Origin of the sequence: Rhizobium sp. IBUN (assembly GCF_000510625.1) — a bacterium.
GTDB lineage: Bacteria > Pseudomonadota > Alphaproteobacteria > Rhizobiales > Rhizobiaceae > Rhizobium > Rhizobium altiplani.
This window is the reverse complement of the sequence record NZ_AZNV01000059.1, coordinates 1-26,131: the sequence shown is the minus strand read 5'-3', so window position 1 is coordinate 26,131 and position 26,131 is coordinate 1. Positions and strand designations below refer to the sequence as shown.

Below are 26,131 nucleotides of genomic sequence, written 5' to 3'. Positions count from 1 at the left end.
TCCAATTGAGCGTCTTAACGGCGAAATCAAACGCCGCACCGAGGTCGTCGGCATCTTTCCGAACGACGAAGCCATCGTCCGCCTCGTCGGTGCACTGTTGCTCGAACAGAATGACGAATGGGCCGTCCAACGCGCCCGGTACATGACCCTTGAGACCATGGCCCAAATGAGCGATGATCCGCAAATCAGTCTGCCCGCTGTGGCACGCTGATGTCCCCTCCGACCCGACGTCGGAAAGCACGGCAACCAGCCGTCAGCTACACCACTCCAATGGACACGATCGGCTTTCGAATAGACGAATAGGTGTTGGCTAGTCTTGTTCCCGCTGCAAACGGATGCTGGCAGGCCGCGGCGGGAGTTAACACGGGATATCAGGATCTGCGGGCAGCCCGGCGCATGATCGACAATGCCCGGGAGGTCGCAGACGAGATCCAGGCCACTTTTGAGCCGGACACGGATGTCAGGTTTGAAATCGGCGACCAGGAAGACCATTCGACGATTGTTACGACAATACTCTGTCGAGCCCTTCGCTTCGTGGACGCCGGCCGAATTGAGAAAAGCGCAGACCCACCGGGACACCTGCGGTGACCGGCTAACCAGGCGAGCTAAAACAGGCGCCTTGACGCCGCCGAGAGAGTATTTCTTCCGGCGTTCTCGCACCTTGCTTCCATCGCGTCGCTGGTCGAGCTCAAATTTCGAACTACATCGTCGGAACAATGGGTGGACCGGCATGCACCCTGGAACACGAGTGAGGACCGATGCCCCGCGTCATAATCATCGAATGGAAGTCGATCGATGGTACCCTTTTCGTTCATTTTCCCGAGCCGTTTCCAATGGCACCCTTGGAATGGAAAGCTTTTGCCGCCCTCTTCGATCGGATCGGTTTCCAGCCGGGGCAGAAAGATATGCGCACGATGCCTCCTTCCGCAGACGCGCCACGGCGTCTGGCAGATGGCTTGATGGCGCTCGGGTACTCGCTGGAACATCGAGGTGACGTCCCAGAGTCAATCATCAAGTAGCCGCGGTTAGGCCCCGTCCCCCCATCAACTGAGAAATCGCAGTCTGGCTTCAGTTCCCCTTGGCACGTGACGATTGTGCAGCAGCCACAACAAAAACATCTGCGTGCATTTTCGATAGACTTTCGCTTGTCGTCTGGCAGGATGGCGGGCAATGGAACTCTATATTCGAAACATGATGGCCGCTCCGCGTCGGCAACGTTGTGGTTGTGACCCACCTGTGAAGGCGCAGAACCCACGTTCATACTGGCTTGAAATCACGGGATTATGCTGACGGAGACAGTGTCCGTTGCCAAGGAGAGCTAATGATCAAGTCCGCAAAGGGATGGATCTGGGGCGTAGTGGCCCTCGTTGCAATCGGCGTTGGGTATTACGCATGGACCGTCCTTCGCAATGACGGTCTGCCCGCCGGATTTGCTGCCAGCAATGGTCGTATCGAAGCGGTGGAGATTGATATCTCGACCAAGACCGCTGGCCGGCTGAAGGAACTGCTGGTCCGTGAGGGCGATTTCGTCAAGGCGGGTCAGGTGTTGGCGCGGATGGATACCGCCCAGCTCGAAGCGAGCAAGCGCCAGGCCGAGGCGCAGTTGCGCCGGGCGCAGATCGCCGTCGATACGGCCCACAGTCTCGTTGCTCAGCGCGAAGCCGAAAGGAAGTCCGCGCTGGCCGTGATCGAGCAGCGCAAAGCGCAGCTTGACTCTGCAATGAAGACCAATGCCCGCTCGCGACAGCTCCTGAGCAGCAGCACCGTATCGCAGCAAGTGGTGGACGATAGTGAAGCGGCGGAACAGGCAGCGCGTGCGACGCTCGCATCGGCGGAAGCCTCGCTTGCCGCTGCAGACGCGGCGATCAACGCTGCCAAAGCGCAAGTGATCGACGCTGAAGCCGCCGTGGACGCGGCAAAGGCGCAGATCGAGAGCGTCGAAACCGATATCGCCGACAGCACCCTCGTCGCGCCACGCGACGGCCGCATCCAGTATCGTATCGCGCAGCCCGGCGAGGTCCTGTCCGCGGGTGGTCGCGTGTTGAACCTCGTTGATCTTGGTGATGTGTACATGACGTTCTTCTTGCCAACGGAACAGGCGGGCCTCGCATCGATTGGCTCAGACGTCCGTCTGGTGCTCGATGCAGCACCACAATATACGATCCCTGCGAAAGTTTCCTTCGTCGCTGATGTCGCCCAGTTCACGCCGAAGACCGTCGAGACCGAGGAGGAGCGCCAGAAACTCACCTTCCGTGTGCGGGCGCAAATCCCGCAGGAGCTGCTCCAGAAGTATGTTCGATACGTCAAGACTGGACTGCCCGGCATGGCATATGTCCGGCTCGATCCACAAGCAGCCTGGCCCGAACACCTCGAACGCAACCTCGTGAAGTGATGTGGGGAGCATGAGTGGGGCACCTGCAAGCATGAGCGCTCCCGCAGACGGTCACGCAACCGTGGCTCGGCTGGCGAATGTCACGCTGGCGTTTGGCAAGACGTTTGCGCTATCGGACGTGTCCCTGGATGTTCCCGCGCGTTGCATGGTCGGGCTGATTGGACCGGACGGCGTGGGCAAATCCAGCCTCCTGTCGCTTGTGTCCGGCGCGCGCGCCGTGCAGAAAGGCGATGTCGAGGTGCTGGGAGGAAATATGTCCGATGCCCGCCATCGTGATGAGACCTGCCCAAGGATCGCCTATATGCCGCAGGGCCTCGGCAAGAACCTCTATCCCACCTTATCGGTCTTTGAGAACGTCGACTTTTTCGGGCGTCTATTCGGCCATGATCGACAGGAACGCGAGACACGTATCCGCGAACTTCTCGACAGCACCGGGCTCGCCCCCTTTGCTGACCGGCCGGCTGCAAAGCTTTCAGGTGGGATGAAGCAAAAACTCGGCCTCTGTTGCGCGCTTATCCACGATCCGGATCTTCTCATTCTCGATGAGCCGACAACTGGTGTCGATCCTTTGTCACGCCGGCAATTCTGGGACCTGATTGACCAGATTCGCGCAGGCCGGCCGGGGATGAGCGTCATCGTTGCCACAGCCTATATGGAGGAGGCAGCCAATTTCGACTGGCTGGTTGCGATGCATGCCGGCAAGGTGCTCGATACCGGAACGCCTTCCGAGCTTTTGTCGCGCACCGGCACCGGCAATCTCGATGCCGCTTTCATCGCCCTACTGCCCGAAGCCGAGCGGCGTCGTCACGTCGACGTCGTCATCCCTCCGAAACAGGAAATAGAGGGCGAGGAATATGCGATCGAGGCAAGCCACCTCAGCATGCGCTTCGGCAATTTTACAGCTGTCGACAATGTCAGTTTCCAGATCCCGCGTGGGGAAATCTTCGGCTTCCTGGGATCCAACGGCTGCGGCAAATCGACAACGATGAAGATGCTGACCGGCCTGCTTGCAGCCAGCGAAGGTGAGGCCAAGCTTTTTGGTCGTACCGTTGATGCAAGCGACATGGCCGTGCGTCGTCGCGTCGGTTACATGAGCCAGGCATTTTCGCTCTACACGGAACTGACGGTTCGCCAGAACCTCGATTTGCACGCCCACCTCTTCAAGCTGCCGACAAGTACGATATCGGCTCGCGTCGAGGAGATGGCCAACCGCTTCGACCTCGAAGGTGTGATGGATGCGTTTCCTGACGGCTTGCCACTCGGTATTCGTCAGCGCCTGTCGCTGGCGGTTGCGATGATACATGCGCCGGACGTCCTTATCCTCGACGAACCGACGTCCGGCGTCGATCCCATCGCCCGAGACGCCTTTTGGCAGATCCTGGTCGATCTCTCGCGCAAGGACAATGTGACGATCTTCATTTCGACGCACTTCATGAATGAGGCGGAGCGCTGCGACCGCATCTCGTTGATGCACGCCGGCAAGGTCTTGATCAGCGATACCCCGGAGGCGATCACCAAGAGCAGGAATTCCCCCACACTGGAGGACGCGTTTGTCGCATATCTCGAGGAGGCGGCCGGCATATCACCCGTCATCAAGAGTGCTGCCGCAGAGACGACCGATACCTCGAAACTGCTGGGCTCGGGTCATGGACAGATCACCGGCAGGCGACGTGTTTTCGATTTTCGCCGTATGTTCAGCTATACAAGGCGCGAGGCTCTGGAACTACAGCGTGATCCTATTCGAGCCACTCTCGCAGTGCTCGGCAGTGTCATCTTGATGTTCGTCATTGGCTACGGCATCAACATGGACGTGGATGATCTTACGTTTGCGGTCCTCGATCGTGATGATTCCAGTATTAGCCGTGACTATGTGCTCGACATTTCCGGCTCGCGATATTTCATTGAGAAAGACCCCATCCGCGATTACGCAGAGATGGACAGACGGATGCGCGACGGCGAGATCAGCCTCGCGATCGAGATACCGCCTGGCTTCGGCCGAAAGGTGCAGCGCGGCGATCCGGTCGAGATTGGCGCCTGGATCGATGGCGCCATGCCACAGCGCGCAGAGACGATCGGCGGCTATGTCCAGGGAATGCATGCAAACTGGCTGACCGCACGCGCAAAGAAGCTCTATGGGACCGCCGCGACCCAGGGCGTATTCAGCATTGAAACCCGCTTCCGCTACAATCCAGACGTCAAAAGCCTTGTTGCCATGGTTCCGGCCGTCATTCCCCTGCTTCTGCTGCTCATTCCGGCGATGCTCGCCGCACTCAGCGTGGTCAGGGAAAAGGAACTGGGCTCTATCATCAATCTATATGTGACACCGGTCACGCGGCTGGAATTCCTTCTCGGCAAGCAGTTGCCCTACGTGATGCTCGGCATTGCAAACTTCCTGCTTCTGGTTGCCTTCGCAACCCTCGTTTTCAGGGTACCGTTCACCGGCAGTTTCATGACCTATGCGGCGGCCGCGGTGCTTTACGTGATCATCGCCACCTCGATCGGCATCTTCATGTCGACCTTCATGTCCAGCCAGATCGCAGCGATTTTCGGAACGGCGCTTTTGACACTCATCCCCGCGACCCAGTATTCCGGCATGACCGATCCGGTTTCCTCCCTGAAGGGCGCGGGCGCCCTGATCGGCCAGATCTATCCGGCGACCTATTTCATGACGATTTCACGCGGTACCTTTTCAAAGGCGCTCGATTTTTCGGGCCTGGCTGGCTCGTTCGTTCCTTTGCTGATTGCAATTCCCATATTGGTCGTCGCCGGCGCGGTACTGCTGAAGAAGCAGGAGAGTTGATATGGGTTGGTCCAACATCGTCCAGCTTGGCATCAAGGAACTGAGAGGGCTTGCACGCGACCCAATGCTGATGTTGCTGATCGTGTATGCCTTCAGCCTGCAAATATACACAGGCTCCAGCGCGCTTCCCGAAACACTCAACAACGCCGCGATCGCCATCGTCGATGAAGACCAGGCGCCACTCTCCGGGCGCATTACCACCGCTTTCACCCCACCATATTTCGTGCCGCCAAAGCTGATCTCGATTGCAGAGATGGACCAGCGTATGGATGCAGGGGTGGACACGTTTGCCCTTAACATTCCACCAAATTTCCAGCGTGACGTACTTGCCGGTCGGCAACCAACGATCCAGCTCAACGTCGATGCAACCCGAATGAGTCAGGCTTTCACCGGCAGCGGCTACATTCAGAGCATTGTCACGAGCGAGGTCAATGAATTCATGGATCGCTACCGCGGTGCGAACAATGTCTCGGTGGACCTGACGCTGCGGAACCGCTTCAATCCGTCGCTGAACAAGTCCTGGTTCGGATCGATCAACAACATCATTACGTCGATCACGATGTTGTCGATCATCCTGACAGGGGCTGCCCTTATTCGGGAGCGGGAGCATGGCACCATCGAACACTTGTTGGTCATGCCCGTCACGCCGATCGAAATCATGGTAAGCAAGATCTGGTCAATGGGGCTGGTCGTCCTACTGGCGACGAGCTTTTCCCTCTTTGTCGTCGTCAAGGGGCTTCTGGGGGTTCCGATCGAGGGGTCGCTGACGATCTTCCTTCTCGGCACGGCATTGTTTCTCTTCGCCACGACATCGATGGGGATTTTCCTGGCGACAGTTGCCGGATCGATGCCGCAGTTCGGCTTGCTCCTGATCCTCGTGCTGCTGCCGCTTCAGGTGCTGTCAGGCGCCATGACGCCGCGCGAGAGCATGCCTGATATTATCCAGAATATCATGCTGCTGGCACCGAACACGCACTTTGTCATTCTGGCGCAGGCGGTCCTGTTTCGAGGAGCACAGCTCGACGTGGTCTGGCCACAGCTTCTGGCGCTTCTTGTCATCGCGAGCGTGTTTTTCTGGCTGGCGCTGCGTCGTTTCAGACGCTTCCTGCGTTAGGTCATGGCGCGACCTACGGTGTGCGCGTGCCTTGCAGCCAAGAAGCTGGGCGTTCAAGCCCGCGGCGTGGTCTGCCTTACTTTCTATCCAGCGCGGAGTGCAAAGTTGCCCGCATCTCGTTGGCAGCCTCGGTCAGGACCGAGAGGAACCTCTCAACGACCGTCGATCGCGTCCTTCGAACCGGGCGCCATACGGCAAGCGTGTACGGGACGCTGACGCTTAGCCTACGCAGTACCACCCCCTTGTCGACATGGGTTGCAGCAGTCAGCGGATTGATGATTGACACACCTACACCGGCGGCAACCATCGAACATACGCTGGTGGCCGTCGTCGTCTCGACAGCATAACTGCGCGAAATGCCTGCAGCCAGGAACATGTCGTCAAGTTTTCTTCGATAGGGATCGTCCTGCGAAAAATAGACAAACGGGACGCCGTCGAAATCTGCGGGTTCGAGGAGGCTCTTTTGCGAAAGCCTGTGACCGATCGGCACGACGCATACTTGATCGCCAACGTCGATCCGCTGAGAGGCTACGCCAGGATATTCGAACCGGCCTTCGGTCACCCCCATGTCGAAGACCGTTGTTGCCATTTCATGTTGCAGCGAAACCTCCTCCAACGAATGCAGGGAGAGATGAACCGCCGGGCGATGCTTCAGAAGTTTTTGCGCCACGCGTGGGATGATGGAATCCGCATATGCCGGGATCGTGGCGATCCTTAGGTTGGAAGCGTTGTGCATGCGGATCGCCGACGCAGCACGGCTGATTTCTTCCATGCCGAGGAAGGACCGGCGAACGACTTCATGTAACAAAAGTGCCTGATTCGTGGGTGTCAAACGCTTGCCGAAGCGCACGAAAAGGTCGAAGCCGATTCGCTGCTCCATTTCTCTGAGCTCTCGGCTGATGGTCGGCTGTGACGTTCCCAGTGCCGCGGCCGCCGCGGTCACGCTTTTGCTGATCATGATGCTGTTGAAGACCTCAATCTGGCGTTGGTTGAGCCTCATCGGTCTGAGCCTTTCGCTTCGGTGCCTTTCCCCTCCTGACGAGAGCGCAGGTGAAGCCTCTCATATATCAGAAATGAATAAGAGCGCCCTATCAATTATTTCCCTCAGGATTCAGGGTCTGAAACTATCGCTGCCGGAACCCAAACATGCGTGACGGGCGATGACAAAATACGTCGAAGAAGAGACCTGGCAGGATGACGACCGGCGCTGGCTCGCCTATCGAGCAGGCGCTCTGCATATCGAGGATGTGCGGCTGGGCGCGGTTGCCGCCGCCGTTCCAACGCCTTTTTACTGCTACTCCGCCGGCGCCATCCGATCGGCTTACAGGACACTTTCGCGAGCACTCACCCCCATCGACGTCGCGATCTGCTACGCCGTCAAAGCCAATAGCAACATCGCCGTCCTTCGCCTGCTTGCAGAACTCGGATGCGGGATGGACATCGTTTCCGGAGGAGAGCTGGAGCGTGCACTGGCAGCGGACGTTCCTGCGTCAAGGATCATCTTCTCCGGCGTCGGAAAGACCCGCGCGGAGATCGCCCGCGCAATTGAGGTCGGCATTCACCAGATCAATGTCGAGTCGGCGGCCGAAATCAGCGTGGTCGCCGAGGTCGCCCGTGCACTCGGCAAGCGCGCGCCGGTCGCATTGCGTGTCAATCCCGACGTCGATGCCAAGACGCACGCGAAAATCACCACCGCGACGAAGGACAGCAAGTTTGGAATCGCGATCGGCCAGGTGGCCGACCTCTACGCGCAGGTTTCTGCGGTACCGGATTTGGAAGCGGTTGGCGTCGCCGTCCACATCGGATCGCAAATACATGACATGGAGCCGTTCCGGCGCGCCTTTTCGGCAATGGCCGAGCTGGTAACGGAGATGCGCGGCAGGGGATTGTCCGTGCCGCGCCTCGACCTCGGCGGCGGCATTGGGATTGCCTCCGGCGATAAGCCAGGCCCAGACATTGGGCGCTATGCCGCGATCATCGCCGAGACAGTTGGCCATCTCGGCTGCAAACTTGCCGTCGAGCCGGGCCGCTGGCTCGTCGGGCGGGCGGGGTTGCTGGTGAGCGAGTTGCTTTACCTCAAGGACATGCAGGACGGATGCATGGGCATTCTCGACGCGGGAATGAACGACCTTATGCGCACGGCGCTCTACGACGCCCACCACCCCGTTCTTCCCCTTCAGGAACCGCAACTCAACGCTGCAACGTGCACCTATAGTCTCGTCGGGCCGATTTGCGAAAGCTCCGACAAATTTGGACGCTACGATGGGCTCGGTGAACTGCGGGCCGGTGAGCTTTTGGCTTTCGATCTCGCCGGCGCCTATGGCGCGTCGATGGCATCGACCTACAACTCACGCGATCTTCTTGCCGAGGTACTTGTGGACGGCGATCGGTTCAAGACAATCCGCCGCAGGCAGGGCATTCAAGAAATGCTACAACTCGAGCATGGGGGAGCCTGGGAGCGTCCTGCACCGGGCGGAAGAGTGATGGCCGAACCTGTCTTGCACGGGGGCACGAAAGGCACCGGGAGGGAATTGGCAGACGCTGAACAATAATTGGACCGGGAACCGGACAAAACGGGGAAGCGACAAGCGCTGCCCCGGATGGGGAAACAAGAAAAAGAGGGAATTTTAAATGCTGAACAAAGCCAAGTTTATGATGGCGACGGGCCTCATTACGCTTGCGATGGCTTCGACCAGTCTTGCGGCCGACCATGTCTTGAAGATCGCCTATCAGGAGGATCCGAAGACCGTCGACGTCCAGATGACGCAGGATTTCTACACACTGCCGCTCAACGTTTACGACCGGCTCGTCGAGGCCGAAACGAGCGGGCCGGGCCAGTCGCAGCTCACCCCCGGGCTTGCCGAGAGCTGGGAAGTTTCGCAGGACGGCAAGACCTACATATTCCACCTGCGCAAAGGCGTTCTGTTTCACAACGGCGAGGAGCTGACTGCGGATGACGTCGTCTACACCTTCGACCGCATGCTCGACCCCAAGACCAAGGCGCTGAGCACCGATATTCTCAATTTCGTCGATGGTGCCACCGAGCGCCTGGACGGATCCGCCACCACGGTCCCCGGTCTGCAGGCGGTGGACAAATATACTGTCAAGATCGTCCTGAAGGAGCCTTACGCGGCCTTCATCGCCCTTTTGGCGAGCCCCGGTGCGTCGATCTACAATCGCAAATTCACCGAACCGCTCGGCGACAAGTACGGCCTTACGCCGGAAACGACCAACGGAACCGGGCCGTTCAAACTGACGGAATACACCCTCAACGACAGTCAGGTCCTTGAGGCCAACGACAAGTATTTCAAGGGTCGCCCGAAGCTCGACCAGATCGTCATCCGCGTGGTCGCCGATGCCGAAACACTGCGACTTCTCTTCGAGTCAGGCGAGCTGGATGTGTTCGATATCGACTACGCATCGTCGCAGCTGCCCTATTTCGCCGGCAGTGACCAATGGAAGGACCAGATCCGATCCGGCCCACGCGTCGGCATCTATTACTACCACATCAATCAGGCGCTGAAGCCCTTCGACGACGTGCGCGTCCGCAAGGCGTTCCAGATGGCCATCAACCGCCAGGAAATTCTCGACAAGAATTTCTATGGCAAGGGCAAGTTGGAAAACGGCGTCATGCCGCGTGGACTGACCTGCTATGCCGAGGCCAAGCCGATCGAGTACAACCCGCAGAAGGCCAAGGCGCTGCTGGCAGAGGCTGGCTACCCCAACGGCGTAGACATCAAGCTGACCCAGGCCAGTAATTGGTCCTCGCGTTGGTCCGATATGAACCAGATTATCCAGGCCCAGATCAAGGAATCTGGCTTCAACGCCGAGATCAACACGATGGACGAATCCGCATATTTTGCGGCCCGCAAGGCGGGGACCGTCGACAACTACACGCAAAACTGGTCGGCGGACTTTAATGATCCGGACAATTTCTTCTACACGTTCTTCAGCAAGAGCGGCACGTCGGTTCGCGGTTACAACAACAACGACGAGCAGGTCTTTGCGGCGCTCGACAAGGCGCGCTCGATGACCAACCCTGAGGAACGCTGCGCGCTGTACCAGAAGATGACGGATCGGATCGTGCAGGACGATGCAGCCTGGGTGCCGCTATTCAGCCTCGACCACAACTATGTCGTTCAGCCCCGGGTGAAGAACTTCGTGGTGCCGTGGAACGGCTGGAGCGACATGAGCTACTACAAGATGGAAGTCGAATAGGACGTACCGGCGTGGCGGGCCTCGAAAGGGGCCCGCCATCCTCTTGTTTCCCTGCGGTTTCGCAGGATCCATTTGCCGGCGATCCTTGTTCCGGCGAGATTCGATGAAAGACCACTTTCGATGCTGACCTTCGTGATAAAGCGCATCGCGATGTCGATCCCAGTTCTGATCGGCATCACGGCGCTGCTCTTCATCATGCTCAACGTGATACCCGGTGATCCCATAGCACTTCTGATGAAGGAGCATGCCAGTGCCGACGTCATCAACCGCGTGCGCGCCCAGATGCACCTCGACGATCCGCTGATCACGCGATACTTCAGGTTCCTCTTCGCCGCCCTTCAAGGCGATCTCGGCGTGTCGATCAAGCTCAATCGCGACGTGACGACGCTCATCCTCAATGCATTCCCAAGCACGCTCATCTTGACGATCTGTGCGGCACTTGTGTCCTGGGTGATCGGCATTCCGGTGGGCGTGCTGTCGGCGGTCAGGCGGGATTCGCTGCTCGACCACCTGTTCATGGGCTTCTCGCTTCTTGGGGTTTCGATGCCGATCTTCTGGTCGGCCCTATTGATGCAATATGTCTTCGCTCTGAAGCTGAAATGGCTGCCTGTGTCCGGTTTTTACGGATACCAGTATGTGATCATGCCAGCGATCGTGCTCGGATGGAGTTCGGCTGGCGTCATCGCCCGCCTCACCCGCTCCAGCCTGCTTGAGGTAATGCGCCACGATTATATCCGCACGGCTCGCGCCAAGGGCCTTCGCGAATTGATGGTGATCCGCCGGCATGCGCTGAAGAACGCGCTTATCCCCGTCGTGACCATCATGGCGATCCAGGTCGCGGGGCTGTTGTCGGGCGCAGTCATCACCGAAGCAATCTTCGGCATCCCCGGCGTAGGCCGCATTTCGGTCAGCGCCATCCAGGCGCGCGACATGCCGCTTCTGCAGGGCTCGGTGCTATTCGCCACCGTCCTCGTCATCTTCGGCAATCTCGTTGCCGATATCCTCTATTCGGTTCTCGACCCCCGCATTCGCTCCGAAATGAAGGGAGGTTCGAAATGACTGAGATCGCCGAAATCAGCCCGGACGTTGCGGATGATGCGGGTAACGACAGTTTCCTGCGCGACGGCATCAGGATCTTTTGCAGGAACCGAATGGCGATGGCCGGTCTGATCATGGTCGGGTGTCTCGTCTTCGTGGCGCTGTTCGTTTCCTTCATCAGTCCGCATGATCCCTACCGCGTAGCGCTGAACGAGCAGTTCCGCCCGCCGTCCACCACCTATTGGCTCGGTACGGACAACTTCGGCCGGGATCTCCTGACCCGCATACTTTATGGCGCCCGGATATCTCTGGTCGTCGGTATCGTGCCGAGCTTCATCTCCCTGATGATTGGAGCAGTTCTTGGTGTTGTCAGCGGCTACTACGGCGGTCGGGTCGACTTCGTGATCATGCGGCTGGCCGATATGATGATCGCCTTCCCGTCGCTCCTGCTGGCGATGGTGGTGATGTACACGCTCGGGGCGAACCTCTTTAACATCTTCATCGCGCTCAGCCTCGTTGGCTGGGCCGGAGTGGCCCGCGTGGTGCGCGCACAGACACTCGCCGTCAAGGAGAAGGAGTTCATCGAGGCGGCGCGCGCGAACGGTACGAAGAAGGTGGCGATCATGGTCGGCCACATCTTCCCCAACGTCGTTCCGACACTGATTGTTCTCTTTTCGCTCAGCATTCCCGACGCGATCATGTGGGAATCGAGCCTCAGCTTCCTCGGCGTCGGCGTCCAGCCTCCCGAAGCCAGCTGGGGTCTCCTGGTGGCCAAGGGCAAGGAATATCTCTTCTCCGCACCCCTGGTTGCGATCATGCCCGGCGTTGCGATCCTGATCACGGTGCTGGCGTTCAATTTTGTCGGCGACGGACTGCGTGACGCGCTCGATCCCTACATGAAGGACTGAGGGGCGCGAGGATGACAAACCGAGACATATTGCTCAGCGTGCGCAACCTGCGCACGGAATTCAAGACGCAGAACGGCCCCGTCCGGGTTGTTGACGGTGTGTCGTTCGACGTCGGGCGCGGCCGGATCGTCGGTCTGGTCGGGGAATCCGGCTCCGGCAAGAGCATCACGGCGCTGTCGCTGATGGGATTGGTGCCTTCGCCGCCGGGAACGGTGAGCGCCGATAGCATCATCCTTGACGGGACCGATCTGGCGCGGCTGAACAGCGACGAGATGCGGCGCAAGCGCGGTCGCGAGGTTTCGATGGTTTTTCAGGAGCCCATGACCTCGCTCAATCCGGTGAAGACCATGGTTCAGCAGGTTGGCGAGCCCCTTGCCATCCACACCAACCTCAACAAGCGCGCCATCCGTGAAAAGGTGCTGCAGATGTTCGAGACGGTGGGCATTCCAGAGCCAAAGGCACGCCTCGACGTTTATCCGCATCAACTTTCGGGGGGGTTACGCCAGAGGGCGATGATCGCCATGGGGCTGATCTGCGAACCGAAGCTCCTGATCGCCGACGAACCGACGACGGCGCTCGACGTAACCACGCAGGCGCAGATCCTCAGGCTGATGATGGCACTGCGCGACCGAGCCGGCACTGCAATCATCATGATCACCCACGATCTCGGTATCATCGCCGAGATGTGCGACGAGGTGAACGTGATGTATGCCGGCCAGATCGTCGAACAGGCCAATGTCTTCGACCTCTTCGACCGGCCTTCGCATCCCTATACGCGCGGCCTGCTCGCTTCGATCCCGAAAGCGACGGAAAAACGCACGGCGGAACGCCTGAACAGCATTCCAGGTGTGGTGCCGAATCTTGCGAAACTTCCAGCGGGCTGTCGTTTCCACCCCCGCTGCGGCGATGCGATGCCAATCTGCAAGCTGAAGCAGCCTGAACTGACGGATCTCGGCAATGGCCACAAGGCGCGCTGCTGGTTGCATGACAAAGAGGGAGCAAAGGCGTGAGCGACGTTCTGATTTCCACCGCAGGGCTGAGCAAGCACTACCCTGTCGGCACGGGCTTCTTCCGCTCTCAGCACAAGGTGATCCGCGCCGTGGACGGCATCGATCTCGAGATCCGCGAAAGGGAAACCTTCGCGCTTGTGGGGGAGTCGGGCTGCGGCAAGACGACGCTCGGCCGCGTGATGCTACGGCTGATCGAGCGCACTGAAGGGGCCGTGCACTATCGCGGTCAGGATTTGCACGCGCTCGACGAGGCCGCAATGCGAGCCATGCGCAAGAAGCTGCAGATCGTCTTTCAGGATCCATTCGCCTCCCTAAATCCCCGCAAGCGCGTCAAGGATATTCTGGCCGAGCCTTTGCGCGCACACGCATATGGTACCGGAGCCGAAATCGAAGAACGCTGCGGCGAGCTGCTCGATATGGTCGGGCTGCGCCGACAGCTCCTGCGCCGCTATCCCCACCAGTTCAGCGGCGGGCAGCGGCAGCGCATAGGCATTGCAAGGGCGCTTGCCAACAATCCCGAATTCGTTGTCTGCGACGAGGCCGTTTCGGCACTCGATGTCTCGATCCAGGCGCAGGTCTTGAACCTCTTGCGCGATCTCCAGGAGCAACTGAAGCTAACCTATCTCTTCATCACCCACGATCTGAGCGTGGTACGCCAGTTTGCCGATCGGGTCGGGGTAATGTTCCTCGGGCGGATGGTGGAAGTCGGGACGACAGAGGAAATTTTCGCAAAGCCGCGCCATCCCTATACGATGTTCCTGATGTCGGCGGTTCCGCGTCCCGATCCGCATCAGCGAAACCGCGAACGGCCGCTGCTCACCGGCGACATTCCGAGCCCGATGAACCTGCCGTCCGGATGCCGCTTCCATACGCGCTGTCCCTTTGCACAGGCGATCTGCCGGAACGAGGAGCCTGCGCTGTCGGACCGCGGCGGCCACACGGTCGCATGCCATTTTCCACTGGACCAGTGATTTCACGTCAAGAAAGGTGTTCGAATTTGGATCTGATCGTATCGCGCAACGGCGACGGCTGGCAGGCCGCCTATGGAGATAAGCGCTGGCGCTGTGCCATTGGCCGCAGCGGCATGCGTCCCGCCAACGAAAAGGTCGAAGGTGACGGTGCGAGCCCGATCGGGCGCTGGCCGATCCGCCAGCTATTCTACCGCGCCGACCGGATCGGTAAGCCGGTATCGCCTTTTCCCTGCCGCACCATCGACCGCCTCGACGGCTGGTGTGACGACCCCGTGCACCCGGATTACAACCGCCAGGTCAAGCTACCCTTCGCCGCGAGCCACGAGGAGATGTGGATGGAGGACGACCTCTATGACATCGTCGTCGTCCTGGGGCATAACGACGACCCGCCGGTGGCGGGGGCAGGCAGTGCGGTTTTCCTGCACATCGCCCGGCCAAACTACTCTCCGACGGCGGGCTGCGCGGCGCTCTCACGTGAGGATCTGCTTTCCTTCCTTGCCGCCGCTGAGCCCTCCACGCATCTGCGTTTTTCCGAGGCGAGCTGACATCTTGCCGATGGCGGTTTTGCCTTCATCGACCCATCCTGAAAAAACGCGCCCGTTTCGGGCGCTCTATCCCCCCTTCCATAGATCGCGACAATTGAAGGCACGCGTCATGACCAGCATCGACACCACCGCGCTAGAGCGGATGCTCAACCTCCTGCCGGGCCGCTACAAGGGACCCGGCGGCGTTGCAGGGGTGGTGAAGGATGGAAAGGTGGTCGCCCGTCGCGCCTGGGGGTTCGCCGACATGTACCGGAAGGTACAGATGACGGCCGAGACGCGCATGCCGATCTGCTCGCTCTCCAAACAGTTCACCTGCGCGCTGCTGCTCGATCAGTTTGGCGATCCAGCTGCGCTGGACCACAGGGTCAGCGCATATCTTCCGCGCTATCGCGACAGCCTGCCAAGCGTTGCGGAACTCTGCCACAACCAGTCGGGCTTGCGCGACTACTGGGCGCTGACGGTTCTGCAGGGTGCCAAGCCCGAGGCGGAGTTTACGCGCGAGCACGCACTCCCGCTGCTTGCGCGCTCGAAGACCGGTCACTTCCCGGCAGGCGAGCTCTACTCCTACAACAACGGCAATTTCCGCATCCTCGGCGAGATGATCGAGGACGGCACGGGCCGCTCCTTCGGCGAGCTTCTGCGGGAGAGGATTTTTGCACCCGCCGGCATGAAGACGGCCGAGCTCGCGCCAGACACCCGCTACCCCCCCGACGAGGTGGTCGGCTATGAGGGCAACGACGACGTCGGCTTTCTTCCGGCGGAAAACGGCATCTACTGGTTTGGCGACGCCGGCATTGTTGCCTCGCTCGACGACCTGCTGGCCTGGGAATGCCATATCGACGAGACGCGCGACGAGCCTGACAGCCTCTATAACCGCATATCGGGTCCGGTGACCTACCGAAACGGAACGCCGGCAAGCTACGGCTTTGGCCTGCGCCGGGATACCTGGCGCGGCGCCAGGATCACTGGCCACGGCGGCGGCCTGCGCGGTTTCAGCTCGTTTCGGCTTCACGCAGCAGAGGAGCGGATTTCGGTGGTTGTGATGTTCAACCACGATGCAAGCTCGTTTACAGCTGCCACCGCAATTCTCGACGCTGCGCTCGGGCGCGAAGCTTCGATCGAAACCGTTCGCCCCGAAGGCTGGGACGGGTTGTGGCTCGACAATGACCAGGGTCTCATCCTTAGGACCGTTCAAGACACCGCTGGCATCAAGCTCCACTACGCCCCTTCCGCGGCGCGGCTTACCCTCTCCCCGGACGGTGTCGCCCGCGGCCACGCGCTCGCCCTGAAGAAACAAGGTGAGATGCTCGTCATGCGTCGTGAGAGTGAAAACCTTGAGGTGACGGCTCGTCCTCTGACCCCTGTCGAATGGGCCGACGGCGTAGGCATCGCCGGACGCTACTGGTCGGAAGAACTCGAAGCTCACCTCGATATCGAAGCGCGCGGCGGCGCCGCTTATGCCAGCTTCGAAGGCATGTTCGGAACCGGCCCGGTGGAGCGCATGTATGCTCTCGCCGTGGATGTCTGGGTCATCACCACGAGACGGTCGATGGACGCCGCTCCACCCGGCGACTGGACGGTCCAGGTCCACCGTGACGCCGATGGTAGCGTATCGGGCCTCACCGTCGGCTGTTGGCTTGCCAGAAAGATTGCATACCTGCCCTGTGGATGAGGTCCGATCGACATGCTGCTTTCGACCGAGCTTCCACTTGGAAGCGAACCGGAGCAACTCTTTCACTGCGTACTTCACCAGGCAGCGTAGAAAGGCAGTCCAGCTCTTCAATCAGACTATTGACACCCGACGCATCTGAGGTCAGGAACGAGCGTCGAAAAGTTTCAGGCCGGTGTGGTTATTCCGGCCCCCGTTCTCGGGAAAGTCGCTGATGCGAACCCACGGCACCGACCTTCAATCAAGGTGGTGCTGGTTCCAGCGCTCCGCCTTATCAAGTGGAGATTTCCATGCACGACACGAAAACAATTATTTTCGCTCAACTATTTATATCAGGAATGATGGCATTCCTCATGACCGGCTTCTTCGGCTTTATCCACGCGACCTCAATTCTGGCGTGGGTTGCTGAATGGGCCAAGGCTTTCGTTGTCGCATGGCCGGTCGCTTTTATCCTGTCACTCGCGGTGGGACGATTGGGGTTTAAGCTTGCCGTGATGTGCCGACGGCACATCTGAGCTTACCGCGACAAGTGGTCATCGCTCGCGATTTTTGATCAGAATCTGTGGAAATCAATAGTTTAGCTGCGGTGCGTCGATGACAACGCGTGAAGGGGATGGCAGGGATTCTCGAATTAACGAATGGGGAAACAACAATGACAACCACCAACGAAATCGCTGACAAGATCGCCGCCGAACATGGCCTGACAAAAGTTCAGGGCAAGGCAATCGTTGAAGCCGTGATCGCCTCCATCACCAGCGCAGCGGTCGCCGGCAACGAAACGTCCCTGCCCGGCTTTGGCAAGTTCAAGGTGAAGACGACGCCTGAGCGCGAGGCACGCAATCCATCCACCGGTGCAACCGTCAAGGTGGCCGCTGCCAGAAAGCTGAGCTTCCAGCCGGCAAAGGCGCTGAAGGATGCACTGAACAAGTAAATGGGAAGACCCCGCTCGGATTGGGCGGGGTCCTGCTTTCCATGCGGCTTCGTCAGTTGTGAAAGGGCGGCTCACGCCGTCCCCTCGTCTACGAAGCTTGGCTGCAGGTGATGCAGGTAATCGACGGCACGCTGCGCCTGTGAAGCCGCCGTGAAGATCGCGCGCCTGTCACCGCTAAGCAGTGTCAGCCAGCTATCGATATAGCTTGCATGATCGGGACGCGGTTCAAGTTCCGGAACGATCCCGAGATCGGCGCATAAGAATGCGCTGCCCAGCTCGGCAATCAGCTCTTCCCGGGCGCGCTCGCTGCGATCCTTCCCATAGCCGCTGAGATCGCGATCGAGCCGTCCCTTGGCCGATGTCCAGTGCGTCAATTCGTGAGAGAGGATGGCAACGTAGGAGGCGTCGTCCCGGAAGGCGTCGCAGTGCGGCATCTGAATATAGTCGTGGGCTGCGGCATAGTAGGCGGATGTGCCGCCATGACGGATCATGGCGCCGGTGTTGGCAAAGAAGCGACCGGCCTCACCGATGCGGTCGAATGGATCCGACGGGCTTGCTGTTGGTTGGACCCGGGCACCGAGGCCATCGATCTGATCGGCATTGAAGACGGTGTAGGCTTTCATGAAGGGGATGGAGCGTTCGACGTCATCGCCGCCATCAGCNGTTTCGGTACGGATGATCGAGCTGGCGAAGACGACGGTCGTTCCGCTTTCGCCCTTGCGAACCGCGCCGCCAAGTTCGAGCGCCTGGCGGAATGTCATCCAGGTCGAGGACGAGAAGCCGCGGGCGATTGCCTCCGACCAGAGGAGAATGACGTTGATCCCGGAATAGGGTGCGCCATTGAAGCGCAGCGGTCGTGAGACCGGATCGGATGGATAAGCGCTATGCCAGGGTTGGATCCAGGGACGGACACCGTGTTCGAGAGCGGCAATGATCTTGTCGGTGATGCGGTCGTGGATGTCGGATCGTTGGCTGGTTTGCTGCCTTGTCATGTTGGAACCTCCGCTTGGGGTCGCGACCATCGCGACCTGCTACGGCGGTCCAAAAGCCGGGCTTCAAGCACTGGCCGGCACCCGAAGGGCCGAAACGCCAGTGGAGGACGGCAACGCCGTTGCGGCCAGTGCGAGCCTGGCAGGACCGAAAGCCGCAGCAGGACGCGAGGGACGCGGGTTCAAGCGGATCCACAGGTTCAGGCGGTAAACACCCACACGGTCGACACCTCGGCGTGCTACCCAAGATATCGCGCCCGGCACCGACCGTCCCTGGCATCCGGTCAGGAAGCCATCTTGGCCAGCGGTCCTGTGCGACCGCACACAAAGGTCGCACATATGGATGCAACCGGAGGCTCGACCCGCCGCTCTTCTCACGTTCCTCGTCTACCAGATATTGAAGGAAGCGCAGGATCAGGCGCTGCGACGCCGTATCGAGTACGATGCGGAACACAGTAAAGGCACCTTCGGCTCAATAGCTATTTCAGCCTCGCCTTTCCGCCTGGCCGCGTCGCTGAGAACGAATCCGTTCCGATGCGGGACCCTGAGTGGCTATAGGGCTTGATCCATCCTCAGGGTCACACAACGGGTGTTCGCGAAGGCACACGATTCGCGTTCGACGGACAGCCCCAGGATAGGCGCATTCAGTCTTGCTTGCCACTTCGTCAGACCAAGGTCCAAGTGAGGATCAGGCTTCAGTCCTATTTCTTCCGTGGAGAACAAAAGGCAATCTGTGGTTGATCCGAATCGCACGCGCCCGAGACCTCGACGAGCGACGAAGGATCGAGGGCTTTCCCGGTCCCGCCGACCCGGAAAGCCCTTTTCATGTTTGAGTACCGCGATGTTTAACGGCATGGAACCACACAATGCGACAACGCGACGAAGCGCTTACATCGAACGATTTGTCCATCTGTGATGAAATCCTGAAGGACGTCGCGCAAAAACATTTGATCAACGATCAGAACGACAGAGTTCATCTCGCGGCCATTGTCATTGAGATTTACCGCCAGGGAGTACGTGATCCGGAACAGTTATCTCTGTTGGCCGGTGCGTCCTGCGAAGCTATGCTCGAAATGAGGCGCCTCGATCCTGGCGGCACACCGGCGGCGCTCTAAAACCTCTGAGGTGGACCACGCTGTGATCTACCTTCGAGACATTGGGGACCGGTGCACCTGCCCGGCCCGGTCAGCCCGGACACTCGCATGCAATTCGTTTCCATCGAAGAGCTCGACGCCAACGGGCAGTGCCCAACCCCAATCGCAAACTTTCCTTTGTCGCACCACCCAGTGGCCATGACGGTATCCGTCGTATTTCCGTGTCCAGCAGAGTTGGGCGTAACGATATCCCGCCCGTCACAGTCGCCGTCGTACACGTAGCGTGGCAAACGGGAACATTGAGACAGGCGCGCATATCCCTTCCAACTCGACGAGCGCGTCACCGAGCATAGTCTTGCATTCGTTCATTGTGACAGTGTCATCTATCCTCACACCGCTGGTCTGACTGAGCCAGATCTTGGGGGCTCCGACCACATCGCGATACGCCTTCGTGCTGACGCCCTCCTCGCCGCCTACGAAGCCGACACCGAGTGTTCCGATGAAGATTGACGCCATGGCCGCCGCTGTTGGGTGAGGCACCTGTCACGATGAGCATCGAAGCGCACTCGGAACACGAAGGCCTTTGATCCGTTTTTCCCCAAAGGAGAGCCGCATGCCGACCCATAGCACCGACAGCACCCCTGGCAGATTGAAATGCCAACTGGCCGAGCTGGACGCCATCTGGCCAACCACAGGTGTTCTAAACGAAGAGCAACAGAGATTGATTGATGCATATCGTTCGGGACAAATCGACGACGAAGAGTTTCAACTGCACCTCGCAAATGATCCGGTGCTGGCCAATTACGTTGAGGAATTGTGCCAAGCTCGAGACGACGCTCCAAGAGACCACATGGCGCCATAGGTGCGGCCCGACGCTCTGGTGATTGCAGCGGTAACGCAAAAGGGCGGCAGCTAACCAATGCTCCGATTGACTCCACCAACCTATATGAACAGGCTAGCTCCGAGATACCACCACGGGAGTGCAAACCATGAGCCCTGAACGTTTTAGCGAATGTCTGCTCCACATCCGATGGACCCCGATCAATATCGCATCGGCGCTGCAGTGCGAGCTCTCATGGATCGAAGCGTTGGAAGCCGGCAACGAAGAAGTTCCGGCCGAACTGGCTACGTGGTTGGAGCGGCTGGCGAAGGCACACGAAGCTTTGCCGACGCCGGCGAGCTGCCGGGGCAAGAGTTCAATCCATTGAGAAAAACAGAAGAGGCACGCGATGAAGGGCGAGTGAAGTGATGTAGCGTTTACCTGCGACGTTGCGTCCACCTACCACTACCACTTACTCGCGAATTGACATGCCAATTGCGCTTCTGGAAAATCTCCATGAACGCAAGGAGATGGGCATGCCAAGAACCACTTCGCGCAGCCCCGACATGGACATTGAAATCGGAAAGCGCATTCGCGGCCTCCGAGAACTGCGCGGAATCACCCAGGTGAATCTTGCGGTAGCCCTGAACGTGTCGTTCCAACAGGTTCAAAAATATGAAAAGGGAACAAACAGGGTGGCTGCATCCACGCTAGTTCACATGTGCAAGGCGTTAAATATAAGCCCGATGGAAATCCTCGGAGACTATTTTGCCGATGCGCAAGGCGGCCAGGACGTGTCGGGCGAAATTGCACAGATTGCTAAGACCGCCGAGAACCGCATGAGGGAAATCCATAAGCTATCGGAGGGTTTCCGGTAGGGTTCGCCCCCACTTTGACGGGAATCGAGGAAAGCGATCACTCAACCCCACATTGTGGTACAAATGATGTTGGAGCCCGCGTTATTTACGGCATCTCTCCTTGTTACATCGAACGTCCAGGAGGCGACTCCCGAATGGCTGCTTTCGGGCGGGGGTGCCGGTTAAAGCGTTCCGATAGCACAACGTGTGATCCGGAAGGGCGGCTAACAGAAAAAAACCCGCCGAAGGAAGCGGGGCGGAGTTTGTGTGACTGGAAAGGTGGGTCTGAACTAGAGCGTTCAAGCGGTGGAAGGTTGGGAAGGGATTGACGCTGGGTCAACTTGCCGGCCCCATGCGGTGCAAGCGGGGGCACAAGGGCGCTTGCCTGATGGTAAGACATTTGTCGCGAGACGGAAAAATGAGCTGAGGCAATGTGTGACCGCATGTACGTCAAGAACCGCTCGGGGCGGTGTAAACTTTTCGTTCCTTTCATGCGTCTATGAATTGTCGTATCGACTTCTAGTCGGCCCCTTTTGTTTTCCAAGGCAGAGCCGATTGAGAGATACGACGTGCTCTTGCCTTGAGCGGGAACCGTGAGATGAACTTCCTCACAGACATCGATCTAACCGATGCCCATCTGGAAACGGCGGCCACTTGCGTCCAGAATTGGTGCACGGCGACCCGAACCGATCCTGAAAGCATTCAGGCTCGGGGCGCCGCAAATGTCGCCATCGAGCTCATGTCGTCGAATTCGACGCTCACGCCCCGAGAGTTGCTGGAATTGCTCCTTCTTCGTCTACCCGCGGAATAGTGGGAACAACGTGTCACGGGCGGGGTTTAAAGAGTGGCTGCCGATCGATCAGTGTATCCCTTTGAAGCGGAATCGGAGACCTTGTGTCGTCACGTTGGGTCGTTTTAGTCGTTGAACGCAACCATGTGCTGCACACCATTGCATCCGCAGATGAAGCCCTGGACATGCTATTTGCGAACTGGCCGGTGACACAAGGCCGCGCCTTCTTCTCGGCTATGCAGGCCTGCGCTGGTACCATGGCAGGAGGAGTAACACAGAGAGAAGCCGAGTCCGCATTCCTTGCAGCGGCTCTCGATGCAAAGGTAGTGTTCCGGCTCGCCTAGCCGAATCTCGCCCAATCGGTTTTGTGACTGCAGCAAAGCGCTCAGTCAGCCACGCCAATGGCGATGCATATGAGGGAAATCGCTATCAGGATCTTTTCCATGCGCGACATTGGTTGCTCGGAACAAAGCTCAAAGTTGTTCGCTGAAAAGATGGGACGGCAAGATATTCAGGTCTGCGTCGTTTCACTTTCCAAACTGTAAACTGCCGAAGGGCTGCGTTCGCCAGAACCCTTGCGGGGCACCTGCTTTTCCTCGCGACTGAAACGATCAGGAGTGAGCGCTGAGACCTGGCGCCTATCTCGGCAAACAAAAAAGGCCGGGGCTAAACCGCACCGACCTTCCTCACATCGCTACTCATACCAATGCCAGTACATCCGTGGTCAAAAGCAGAAAGCAACTGCGGCGATTGCGAGCGACAGACATGTTCCAGCGCTCATCAGCAATGCCGATAGCCGCCATATAGACACTCCTCGCATGTAACGCAACATCAATCTTTGGTTTTGTTATAAAGGACGAATAAAAACATTGATTGCATGAATTAAGTTGCGTGAGGAAAGAGCGTGGAGCATGGTCTGTAGGTCAGCAGTCTATTTTACGGGCGCTGCTGCTTCGGGGCAAAATGCCCTCGCCCCAAAAGAAGGAGGACCAGATGTCTTCCGAACTGCACGTCGTCCTGAAATCAAAAGACCTCCTCATGCTGCAAGGCGTATTGGATGCGGCTGGCTACGGCCCGGCCAGCAGCGTTTCCAATCCCAAAAGCTATAACGTCGCAGCGAAACTGCTCGTCGGACTTTTTCACCGTGGCATGACATCAGAAGAAGATCTGACTATGGAACTCGAGAGGCACTTTGGCAGCATAATGTCGCCAATTTCGCCGCCCAGTTTCGAGCGAACACGGGCTTCTATTCAAGGCCGCCCACTGTCGTAAAAGTCCCGCGTACGACCTCCCAATTTTTGTCGGCCTCCGAGCGAGGCCAAGTTCCACGCAAGGCCGCTAACAGAAAAAACCCCGCTGAAGGAAGCGGGGTGGGAGTTTGTATTTGAACCCGGCAGTCGCGGTTGCGGGGCAATGGAACATTGAGGCTTTGCTGGGAGAGATTAAGCAAAACCCGACCCCAAAACGGATAGGGCGCGCTTTCGTCCCAACCTCTCTTGGATGATTCCGCGCGGCATGGAAACCGGGCGATTTGCTATTGAAGGAAAACAGGTAGCCCTGCTTGCAGCGAAGAACGCTGTACGATCCATTTAAAGCTCCAGATTGTGAGGTCAGGCGTGCGAAGAAGTTCGCCTCGCGTAGAGGTTGGGCCGCATACCTCTATTGGATGAGGTGCTATCTACGGCCAGTTGTGTCCCTATGAGCCCGACAGCAATGATGCGGTCAGCTTCAATAGTATGCAAAAGGAAGCTCGCCTCCCCGGCGGGCTTTTTGCGGTTCTGAGCGACCCTTCAAAAGAATGATCTGATAACGCGAACGAGGTCATTACCCGGTTCAAGCGGAAGAGATATGCTCGAAAAACAACCTTGCAGGCAGGCGTTGCTTGTGAGAGGGGCTGTGCGAGGGTGATCCTCGGAACCCCGTCATCCTTGCATGTCCCTTCTAAGGCCACACTGCGGCGGCGGCCGCGCCCTCCGCATCGGATATGGTCGGAGCCGCCTCGATTGCAGCTTTCGTCCCCCAGACGCACCGCTTCGATCGCCGCGCCGATGATTTGCCACTGCTGATAAGCGCCGTTCACGGCCGCAGCGACCTCTTCCAAGGTCGCGGCAGTGATGCCGACTTCTTCCGACAAAAGCGGATAGCAGAAGGCTCAGTCGGATACCTGCTGTTCTGCGCGGGCATCCAGTATCGTTTCCATGCCGAACACCTGAGACTGGCCAAGCGAGCCGCCAAAGATCGACGCTCGCGTAGCATCGAAGAAATGCTTGCGGTCCATAGGACGCTCCAGATTGTGGGAGGTCAGAAAGGGTTAACGGCCTTGAGCCCGCTGCTGAATGTTACAGCCAGAAACTTATTTTGAGACGACATTGCCCCCGACTTCGCTAGGTTCCTCCTCATGTGGGGAGTAACTCGAATGAACTTGGAAGCGCGCGCTGAAGCGTATCAAATCGACTGGCAGAGCGTGGTCATGGCGCTAACGATGCCATTGGCCATTGCAGTCGTTTCGTTTGGCTGCCAGTTCTTCCTGTAATTGAATTGCGCGATCCTTAAAGCGTCGAAGCAGCCAAGATGAACCCGTTTATCTGCTCTTCCGTAAAGCCATGGCCGCAAAGCCATCGGCCATCATCGGCTCTGTGCGTACGAAGGTGCCGGAATACTCGTAGGCGATCTGCACCGCCTTCGATTGTGAGGCGATCCACGCGTCGACATGGAACGTTCGCCACCAACTACGACTCCGACACGGAAACGGCTCTCCGAACCGAACTTGGCGCGAGATTCGAGCGCACTCTCCCGACAGAAAGCGGCAACGTTCGTCTGACAGGGCGCGTGGCTTGGGCGTGGAATGCGGAAACAGCGCGCGCCGTCACAGCGAGCTTTCAAAACCTGGCAACGTCCAGCTTTACCGTTAATGGCCCGGAGCCCGGCCGGAACGCGCTGCTTTTGGATGCCGGCGCCGACTTTGTCGCAAGCGCCAACATGTCGGTTGGTCTCGCAGTCAACGCTGCGTTCTCAACCGACGACCTTGCTTATGCTGCAACTGCAAAATTGACGTACCGCTGGTAAGCGTTTCACAAAAAAGGCTCGCCACTACAGCGAGCCTCAGGCGTGCCCTAACCGACGCCAGGGCAGGCGGGGAAATGTATCGAATTCACTCCGCTGACGGGTACCGTTGAGCGGTTGAAGCAGCCGCACTCCTAAACGCTTCCCAATCGACAGCCGCAAATCTGCGTCCACGTTCCTGAGCCGCCCTCTCAAGCAGTACGGCGAATGCACCGAGGCTCACCTTGTCGGCGCGCAGCATTTGCCGGATCAGAGGATCTTTCAAAACGTCTGACATAGATAGGTCCGGCATGGCCATTCTCCTTCACTGGGGTGTGAAGTAGCACGGCGATGCAACGGTCAGATGTCGCCGGCGTGGCGGAAACAAGGCTATTCGACCGTGAGCGTTCCGCCCCCCTTGGAGTACTTCTTCCCTCCAAGCGAATTGATCGTTGCGCATTTTTCCTTGTCAAACTTCTCGCAAATCTTGTTGCCCTTAATGCTCCATGTGCCCTTGTAGGCAGTCTTGTCCCCATCGACAGTCGCTTCAATTGTTCCGTCTGGTTTGTAAGTTGTGATACCCGATTGCGTCTTGGACTTCCAATGGATTGGGTGGCCTACCAGCTCGCTTTTCAACTGGTCCCCCGTTAAGTGCGGGTTTCACAAAGTCGCGGACAATGATTTCAGTAAGTTGCGGACAGTAAGTACGGGACAGCGATTTCAATAAGTCGCGGACAGGCCCGGCGACGGATTTAGATCGATTTTCGTGAGCGCCGATCTGGCACTTTGCCCTCGTGTTTTGAGCGAGGACATGATGCCCAGACGGAAGCAAGCGAGACATACTGACGTGAAGGACATCCGATCGATCCTGCGGCTGACGTTCGAGCAGGGATTGTCGATACGCGCCGTTTCTGAACGGCTGAAGATGAGCAAGACGTCGGTT

27 protein-coding genes are annotated in these 26,131 nt (G+C 58.6%); 22 read left to right on the top strand and 5 right to left on the bottom strand.

The features are described from left to right. The 5 genes from RHIBUN_RS0130315 to RHIBUN_RS0130290 all read left to right on the top strand — a co-directional run. On the top strand, positions 1–211 hold a 211-nt coding region (locus tag RHIBUN_RS0130315), incomplete at its 5' end, for a transposase (RefSeq protein ID WP_025662501.1). A gap of 547 nt (positions 212–758) precedes the next feature. After that, positions 759–1,019: a hypothetical protein gene (locus RHIBUN_RS37045; protein WP_025662499.1), complete on the top strand. Its 261-nt coding sequence runs from the start codon at positions 759–761 to the stop codon at positions 1,017–1,019. A 302-nt stretch (positions 1,020–1,321) separates the two neighbouring features. Then, on the top strand, positions 1,322–2,392 hold the full coding sequence (locus tag RHIBUN_RS0130300; RefSeq protein ID WP_037218041.1) for an HlyD family efflux transporter periplasmic adaptor subunit: 1,071 nt from the start codon (positions 1,322–1,324) through the stop codon (positions 2,390–2,392). A gap of 31 nt (positions 2,393–2,423) precedes the next feature. Then, positions 2,424–5,192, top strand: coding sequence for a ribosome-associated ATPase/putative transporter RbbA (rbbA, locus tag RHIBUN_RS0130295; RefSeq protein ID WP_156932778.1), 2,769 nt, complete (start codon positions 2,424–2,426; stop codon positions 5,190–5,192). Between the two features lies 1 nt (position 5,193). Next, on the top strand, positions 5,194–6,306 hold the full coding sequence (locus tag RHIBUN_RS0130290) for an ABC transporter permease (RefSeq protein ID WP_025662496.1): 1,113 nt from the start codon (positions 5,194–5,196) through the stop codon (positions 6,304–6,306). Positions 6,307–6,382: 76 nt separating this feature from the next. Here RHIBUN_RS0130290 and RHIBUN_RS0130285 read toward each other — a convergent pair whose 3' ends face one another. Continuing rightward, positions 6,383–7,306, bottom strand: a complete 924-nt coding sequence (locus RHIBUN_RS0130285) for a LysR family transcriptional regulator (protein WP_025662495.1) — start codon at positions 7,304–7,306, stop codon at positions 6,383–6,385. A 160-nt stretch (positions 7,307–7,466) separates the two neighbouring features. Here RHIBUN_RS0130285 and lysA point away from each other — a divergent pair, with 160 nt between their 5' ends. From lysA to RHIBUN_RS0130235, 10 genes are all read left to right on the top strand, one after another. Continuing rightward, positions 7,467–8,858, top strand: coding sequence for a diaminopimelate decarboxylase (gene lysA, locus RHIBUN_RS0130280; RefSeq protein WP_025662494.1), 1,392 nt, complete (start codon positions 7,467–7,469; stop codon positions 8,856–8,858). 79 nt (positions 8,859–8,937) lie between these two features. Beyond that, positions 8,938–10,524: an ABC transporter substrate-binding protein gene (locus tag RHIBUN_RS0130275; protein WP_025662493.1), complete on the top strand. Its 1,587-nt coding sequence runs from the start codon at positions 8,938–8,940 to the stop codon at positions 10,522–10,524. A 120-nt stretch (positions 10,525–10,644) separates the two neighbouring features. Next, positions 10,645–11,583 (top strand): ABC transporter permease, encoded by a 939-nt coding sequence (locus RHIBUN_RS0130270; protein ID WP_018860236.1) that lies wholly within the window; start codon positions 10,645–10,647, stop codon positions 11,581–11,583. After that, positions 11,580–12,470 carry an ABC transporter permease gene (locus RHIBUN_RS0130265; RefSeq protein WP_025662492.1) on the top strand — a complete coding sequence of 297 codons (891 nt, stop codon included), beginning with the start codon at positions 11,580–11,582 and terminating at the stop codon, positions 12,468–12,470. The genes RHIBUN_RS0130270 and RHIBUN_RS0130265 overlap by 4 nt, the downstream gene beginning before the upstream one ends. Before the next feature lie 11 nt (positions 12,471–12,481). After that, positions 12,482–13,480 carry an ABC transporter ATP-binding protein gene (locus RHIBUN_RS0130260; protein WP_025662491.1) on the top strand — a complete coding sequence of 333 codons (999 nt, stop codon included), beginning with the start codon at positions 12,482–12,484 and terminating at the stop codon, positions 13,478–13,480. Then, positions 13,477–14,451: an oligopeptide/dipeptide ABC transporter ATP-binding protein gene (locus tag RHIBUN_RS0130255; RefSeq protein WP_025662490.1), complete on the top strand. Its 975-nt coding sequence runs from the start codon at positions 13,477–13,479 to the stop codon at positions 14,449–14,451. The genes RHIBUN_RS0130260 and RHIBUN_RS0130255 overlap by 4 nt, the downstream gene beginning before the upstream one ends. Positions 14,452–14,477: 26 nt before the next feature. Then, positions 14,478–14,996 carry a L,D-transpeptidase family protein gene (locus RHIBUN_RS0130250; RefSeq protein ID WP_025662489.1) on the top strand — a complete coding sequence of 173 codons (519 nt, stop codon included), beginning with the start codon at positions 14,478–14,480 and terminating at the stop codon, positions 14,994–14,996. A 109-nt stretch (positions 14,997–15,105) separates the two neighbouring features. After that, complete coding sequence (locus RHIBUN_RS0130245) at positions 15,106–16,668, top strand: D-aminopeptidase (RefSeq protein WP_025662488.1); 1,563 nt, start codon at positions 15,106–15,108, stop codon at positions 16,666–16,668. Positions 16,669–16,955: 287 nt separating this feature from the next. Then, the gene (locus RHIBUN_RS0130240) at positions 16,956–17,180 is read left to right on the top strand and encodes a DUF2798 domain-containing protein (protein WP_025662487.1); all 225 of its coding nucleotides are present in this window, start codon (positions 16,956–16,958) and stop codon (positions 17,178–17,180) included. A 137-nt stretch (positions 17,181–17,317) separates the two neighbouring features. After that, positions 17,318–17,596, top strand: a complete 279-nt coding sequence (locus RHIBUN_RS0130235; protein ID WP_025662486.1) for an HU family DNA-binding protein — start codon at positions 17,318–17,320, stop codon at positions 17,594–17,596. A gap of 71 nt (positions 17,597–17,667) precedes the next feature. Here RHIBUN_RS0130235 and RHIBUN_RS0130230 read toward each other — a convergent pair whose 3' ends face one another. Beyond that, a complete protein-coding gene (locus tag RHIBUN_RS0130230; RefSeq protein ID WP_025662485.1) occupies positions 17,668–18,588 on the bottom strand; it encodes a zincin-like metallopeptidase domain-containing protein in 921 nt (306 codons plus the stop codon). Positions 18,589–19,451: 863 nt separating this feature from the next. Here RHIBUN_RS0130230 and RHIBUN_RS0130215 point away from each other — a divergent pair. Further along, the gene (locus RHIBUN_RS0130215) at positions 19,452–19,700 is read left to right on the top strand and encodes a hypothetical protein (protein WP_018860438.1); all 249 of its coding nucleotides are present in this window, start codon (positions 19,452–19,454) and stop codon (positions 19,698–19,700) included. A gap of 237 nt (positions 19,701–19,937) precedes the next feature. On the opposite strand, the gene RHIBUN_RS34395 is transcribed toward RHIBUN_RS0130215, so the two are convergent. Then, positions 19,938–20,195 carry a hypothetical protein gene (locus RHIBUN_RS34395; protein ID WP_025662482.1) on the bottom strand — a complete coding sequence of 86 codons (258 nt, stop codon included), beginning with the start codon at positions 20,193–20,195 and terminating at the stop codon, positions 19,938–19,940. Between the two features lie 97 nt (positions 20,196–20,292). On the opposite strand from RHIBUN_RS34395, the gene RHIBUN_RS0130205 reads away from it, so the two are divergent. From RHIBUN_RS0130205 to RHIBUN_RS0130175, 6 genes are all read left to right on the top strand, one after another. Further along, complete coding sequence (locus RHIBUN_RS0130205) at positions 20,293–20,541, top strand: hypothetical protein (RefSeq protein ID WP_025662481.1); 249 nt, start codon at positions 20,293–20,295, stop codon at positions 20,539–20,541. 127 nt (positions 20,542–20,668) lie between these two features. Beyond that, the gene (locus tag RHIBUN_RS0130200) at positions 20,669–20,887 is read left to right on the top strand and encodes a hypothetical protein (RefSeq protein WP_025662480.1); all 219 of its coding nucleotides are present in this window, start codon (positions 20,669–20,671) and stop codon (positions 20,885–20,887) included. Positions 20,888–20,987: 100 nt separating this feature from the next. Beyond that, complete coding sequence (locus tag RHIBUN_RS34940; protein WP_051420137.1) at positions 20,988–21,377, top strand: helix-turn-helix transcriptional regulator; 390 nt, start codon at positions 20,988–20,990, stop codon at positions 21,375–21,377. 577 nt (positions 21,378–21,954) lie between these two features. Continuing rightward, the gene (locus RHIBUN_RS0130190; RefSeq protein WP_018859960.1) at positions 21,955–22,167 is read left to right on the top strand and encodes a hypothetical protein; all 213 of its coding nucleotides are present in this window, start codon (positions 21,955–21,957) and stop codon (positions 22,165–22,167) included. 83 nt (positions 22,168–22,250) lie between these two features. After that, a complete protein-coding gene (locus RHIBUN_RS0130185) occupies positions 22,251–22,490 on the top strand; it encodes a DUF982 domain-containing protein (protein ID WP_025662478.1) in 240 nt (79 codons plus the stop codon). 649 nt (positions 22,491–23,139) lie between these two features. Beyond that, positions 23,140–23,418, top strand: a complete 279-nt coding sequence (locus tag RHIBUN_RS0130175) for a hypothetical protein (protein ID WP_025662477.1) — start codon at positions 23,140–23,142, stop codon at positions 23,416–23,418. An 880-nt stretch (positions 23,419–24,298) separates the two neighbouring features. Here the strand turns inward: RHIBUN_RS0130175 and RHIBUN_RS37960 are convergent. Beyond that, positions 24,299–24,424, bottom strand: a complete 126-nt coding sequence (locus RHIBUN_RS37960; RefSeq protein WP_280949592.1) for a hypothetical protein — start codon at positions 24,422–24,424, stop codon at positions 24,299–24,301. Positions 24,425–25,578: 1,154 nt separating this feature from the next. Then, a complete protein-coding gene (locus RHIBUN_RS34385) occupies positions 25,579–25,824 on the bottom strand; it encodes a hypothetical protein (protein ID WP_245271769.1) in 246 nt (81 codons plus the stop codon). Positions 25,825–26,131: the final 307 nt, after the last annotated feature.

Excerpts from the sequence above, each read along its gene's own strand:
- RHIBUN_RS34395 (WP_025662482.1), bottom strand. The coding sequence starts at position 20,195 with ATGGCGTCAATCTTCATCGGAACACTCGGTGTCGGCTTCGTAGGCGGC.
- RHIBUN_RS0130300 (WP_037218041.1), top strand. The coding sequence starts at position 1,322 with ATGATCAAGTCCGCAAAGGGATGGATCTGGGGCGTAGTGGCCCTCGTT.
- RHIBUN_RS0130235 (WP_025662486.1), top strand. The coding sequence starts at position 17,318 with ATGACAACCACCAACGAAATCGCTGACAAGATCGCCGCCGAACATGGC.
- RHIBUN_RS0130245 (WP_025662488.1), top strand. The coding sequence starts at position 15,106 with ATGACCAGCATCGACACCACCGCGCTAGAGCGGATGCTCAACCTCCTG.
- RHIBUN_RS0130175 (WP_025662477.1), top strand. The coding sequence starts at position 23,140 with ATGTCTTCCGAACTGCACGTCGTCCTGAAATCAAAAGACCTCCTCATG.
- RHIBUN_RS0130270 (WP_018860236.1), top strand. The coding sequence starts at position 10,645 with ATGCTGACCTTCGTGATAAAGCGCATCGCGATGTCGATCCCAGTTCTG.
- RHIBUN_RS0130190 (WP_018859960.1), top strand. The coding sequence starts at position 21,955 with ATGAACTTCCTCACAGACATCGATCTAACCGATGCCCATCTGGAAACG.
- RHIBUN_RS37045 (WP_025662499.1), top strand. The coding sequence starts at position 759 with ATGCCCCGCGTCATAATCATCGAATGGAAGTCGATCGATGGTACCCTT.
- RHIBUN_RS0130275 (WP_025662493.1), top strand. The coding sequence starts at position 8,938 with ATGCTGAACAAAGCCAAGTTTATGATGGCGACGGGCCTCATTACGCTT.
- rbbA (WP_156932778.1), top strand. The coding sequence starts at position 2,424 with ATGAGCGCTCCCGCAGACGGTCACGCAACCGTGGCTCGGCTGGCGAAT.
- RHIBUN_RS0130260 (WP_025662491.1), top strand. The coding sequence starts at position 12,482 with ATGACAAACCGAGACATATTGCTCAGCGTGCGCAACCTGCGCACGGAA.
- RHIBUN_RS0130285 (WP_025662495.1), bottom strand. The coding sequence starts at position 7,306 with ATGAGGCTCAACCAACGCCAGATTGAGGTCTTCAACAGCATCATGATC.
- RHIBUN_RS0130200 (WP_025662480.1), top strand. The coding sequence starts at position 20,669 with ATGAGCCCTGAACGTTTTAGCGAATGTCTGCTCCACATCCGATGGACC.
- RHIBUN_RS34940 (WP_051420137.1), top strand. The coding sequence starts at position 20,988 with ATGCCAATTGCGCTTCTGGAAAATCTCCATGAACGCAAGGAGATGGGC.
- RHIBUN_RS0130205 (WP_025662481.1), top strand. The coding sequence starts at position 20,293 with ATGCCGACCCATAGCACCGACAGCACCCCTGGCAGATTGAAATGCCAA.
- RHIBUN_RS0130240 (WP_025662487.1), top strand. The coding sequence starts at position 16,956 with ATGCACGACACGAAAACAATTATTTTCGCTCAACTATTTATATCAGGA.
- RHIBUN_RS37960 (WP_280949592.1), bottom strand. The coding sequence starts at position 24,424 with ATGGACCGCAAGCATTTCTTCGATGCTACGCGAGCGTCGATCTTTGGC.
- lysA (WP_025662494.1), top strand. The coding sequence starts at position 7,467 with ATGACAAAATACGTCGAAGAAGAGACCTGGCAGGATGACGACCGGCGC.
- RHIBUN_RS0130265 (WP_025662492.1), top strand. The coding sequence starts at position 11,580 with ATGACTGAGATCGCCGAAATCAGCCCGGACGTTGCGGATGATGCGGGT.
- RHIBUN_RS0130215 (WP_018860438.1), top strand. The coding sequence starts at position 19,452 with ATGCGACAACGCGACGAAGCGCTTACATCGAACGATTTGTCCATCTGT.
- RHIBUN_RS0130290 (WP_025662496.1), top strand. The coding sequence starts at position 5,194 with ATGGGTTGGTCCAACATCGTCCAGCTTGGCATCAAGGAACTGAGAGGG.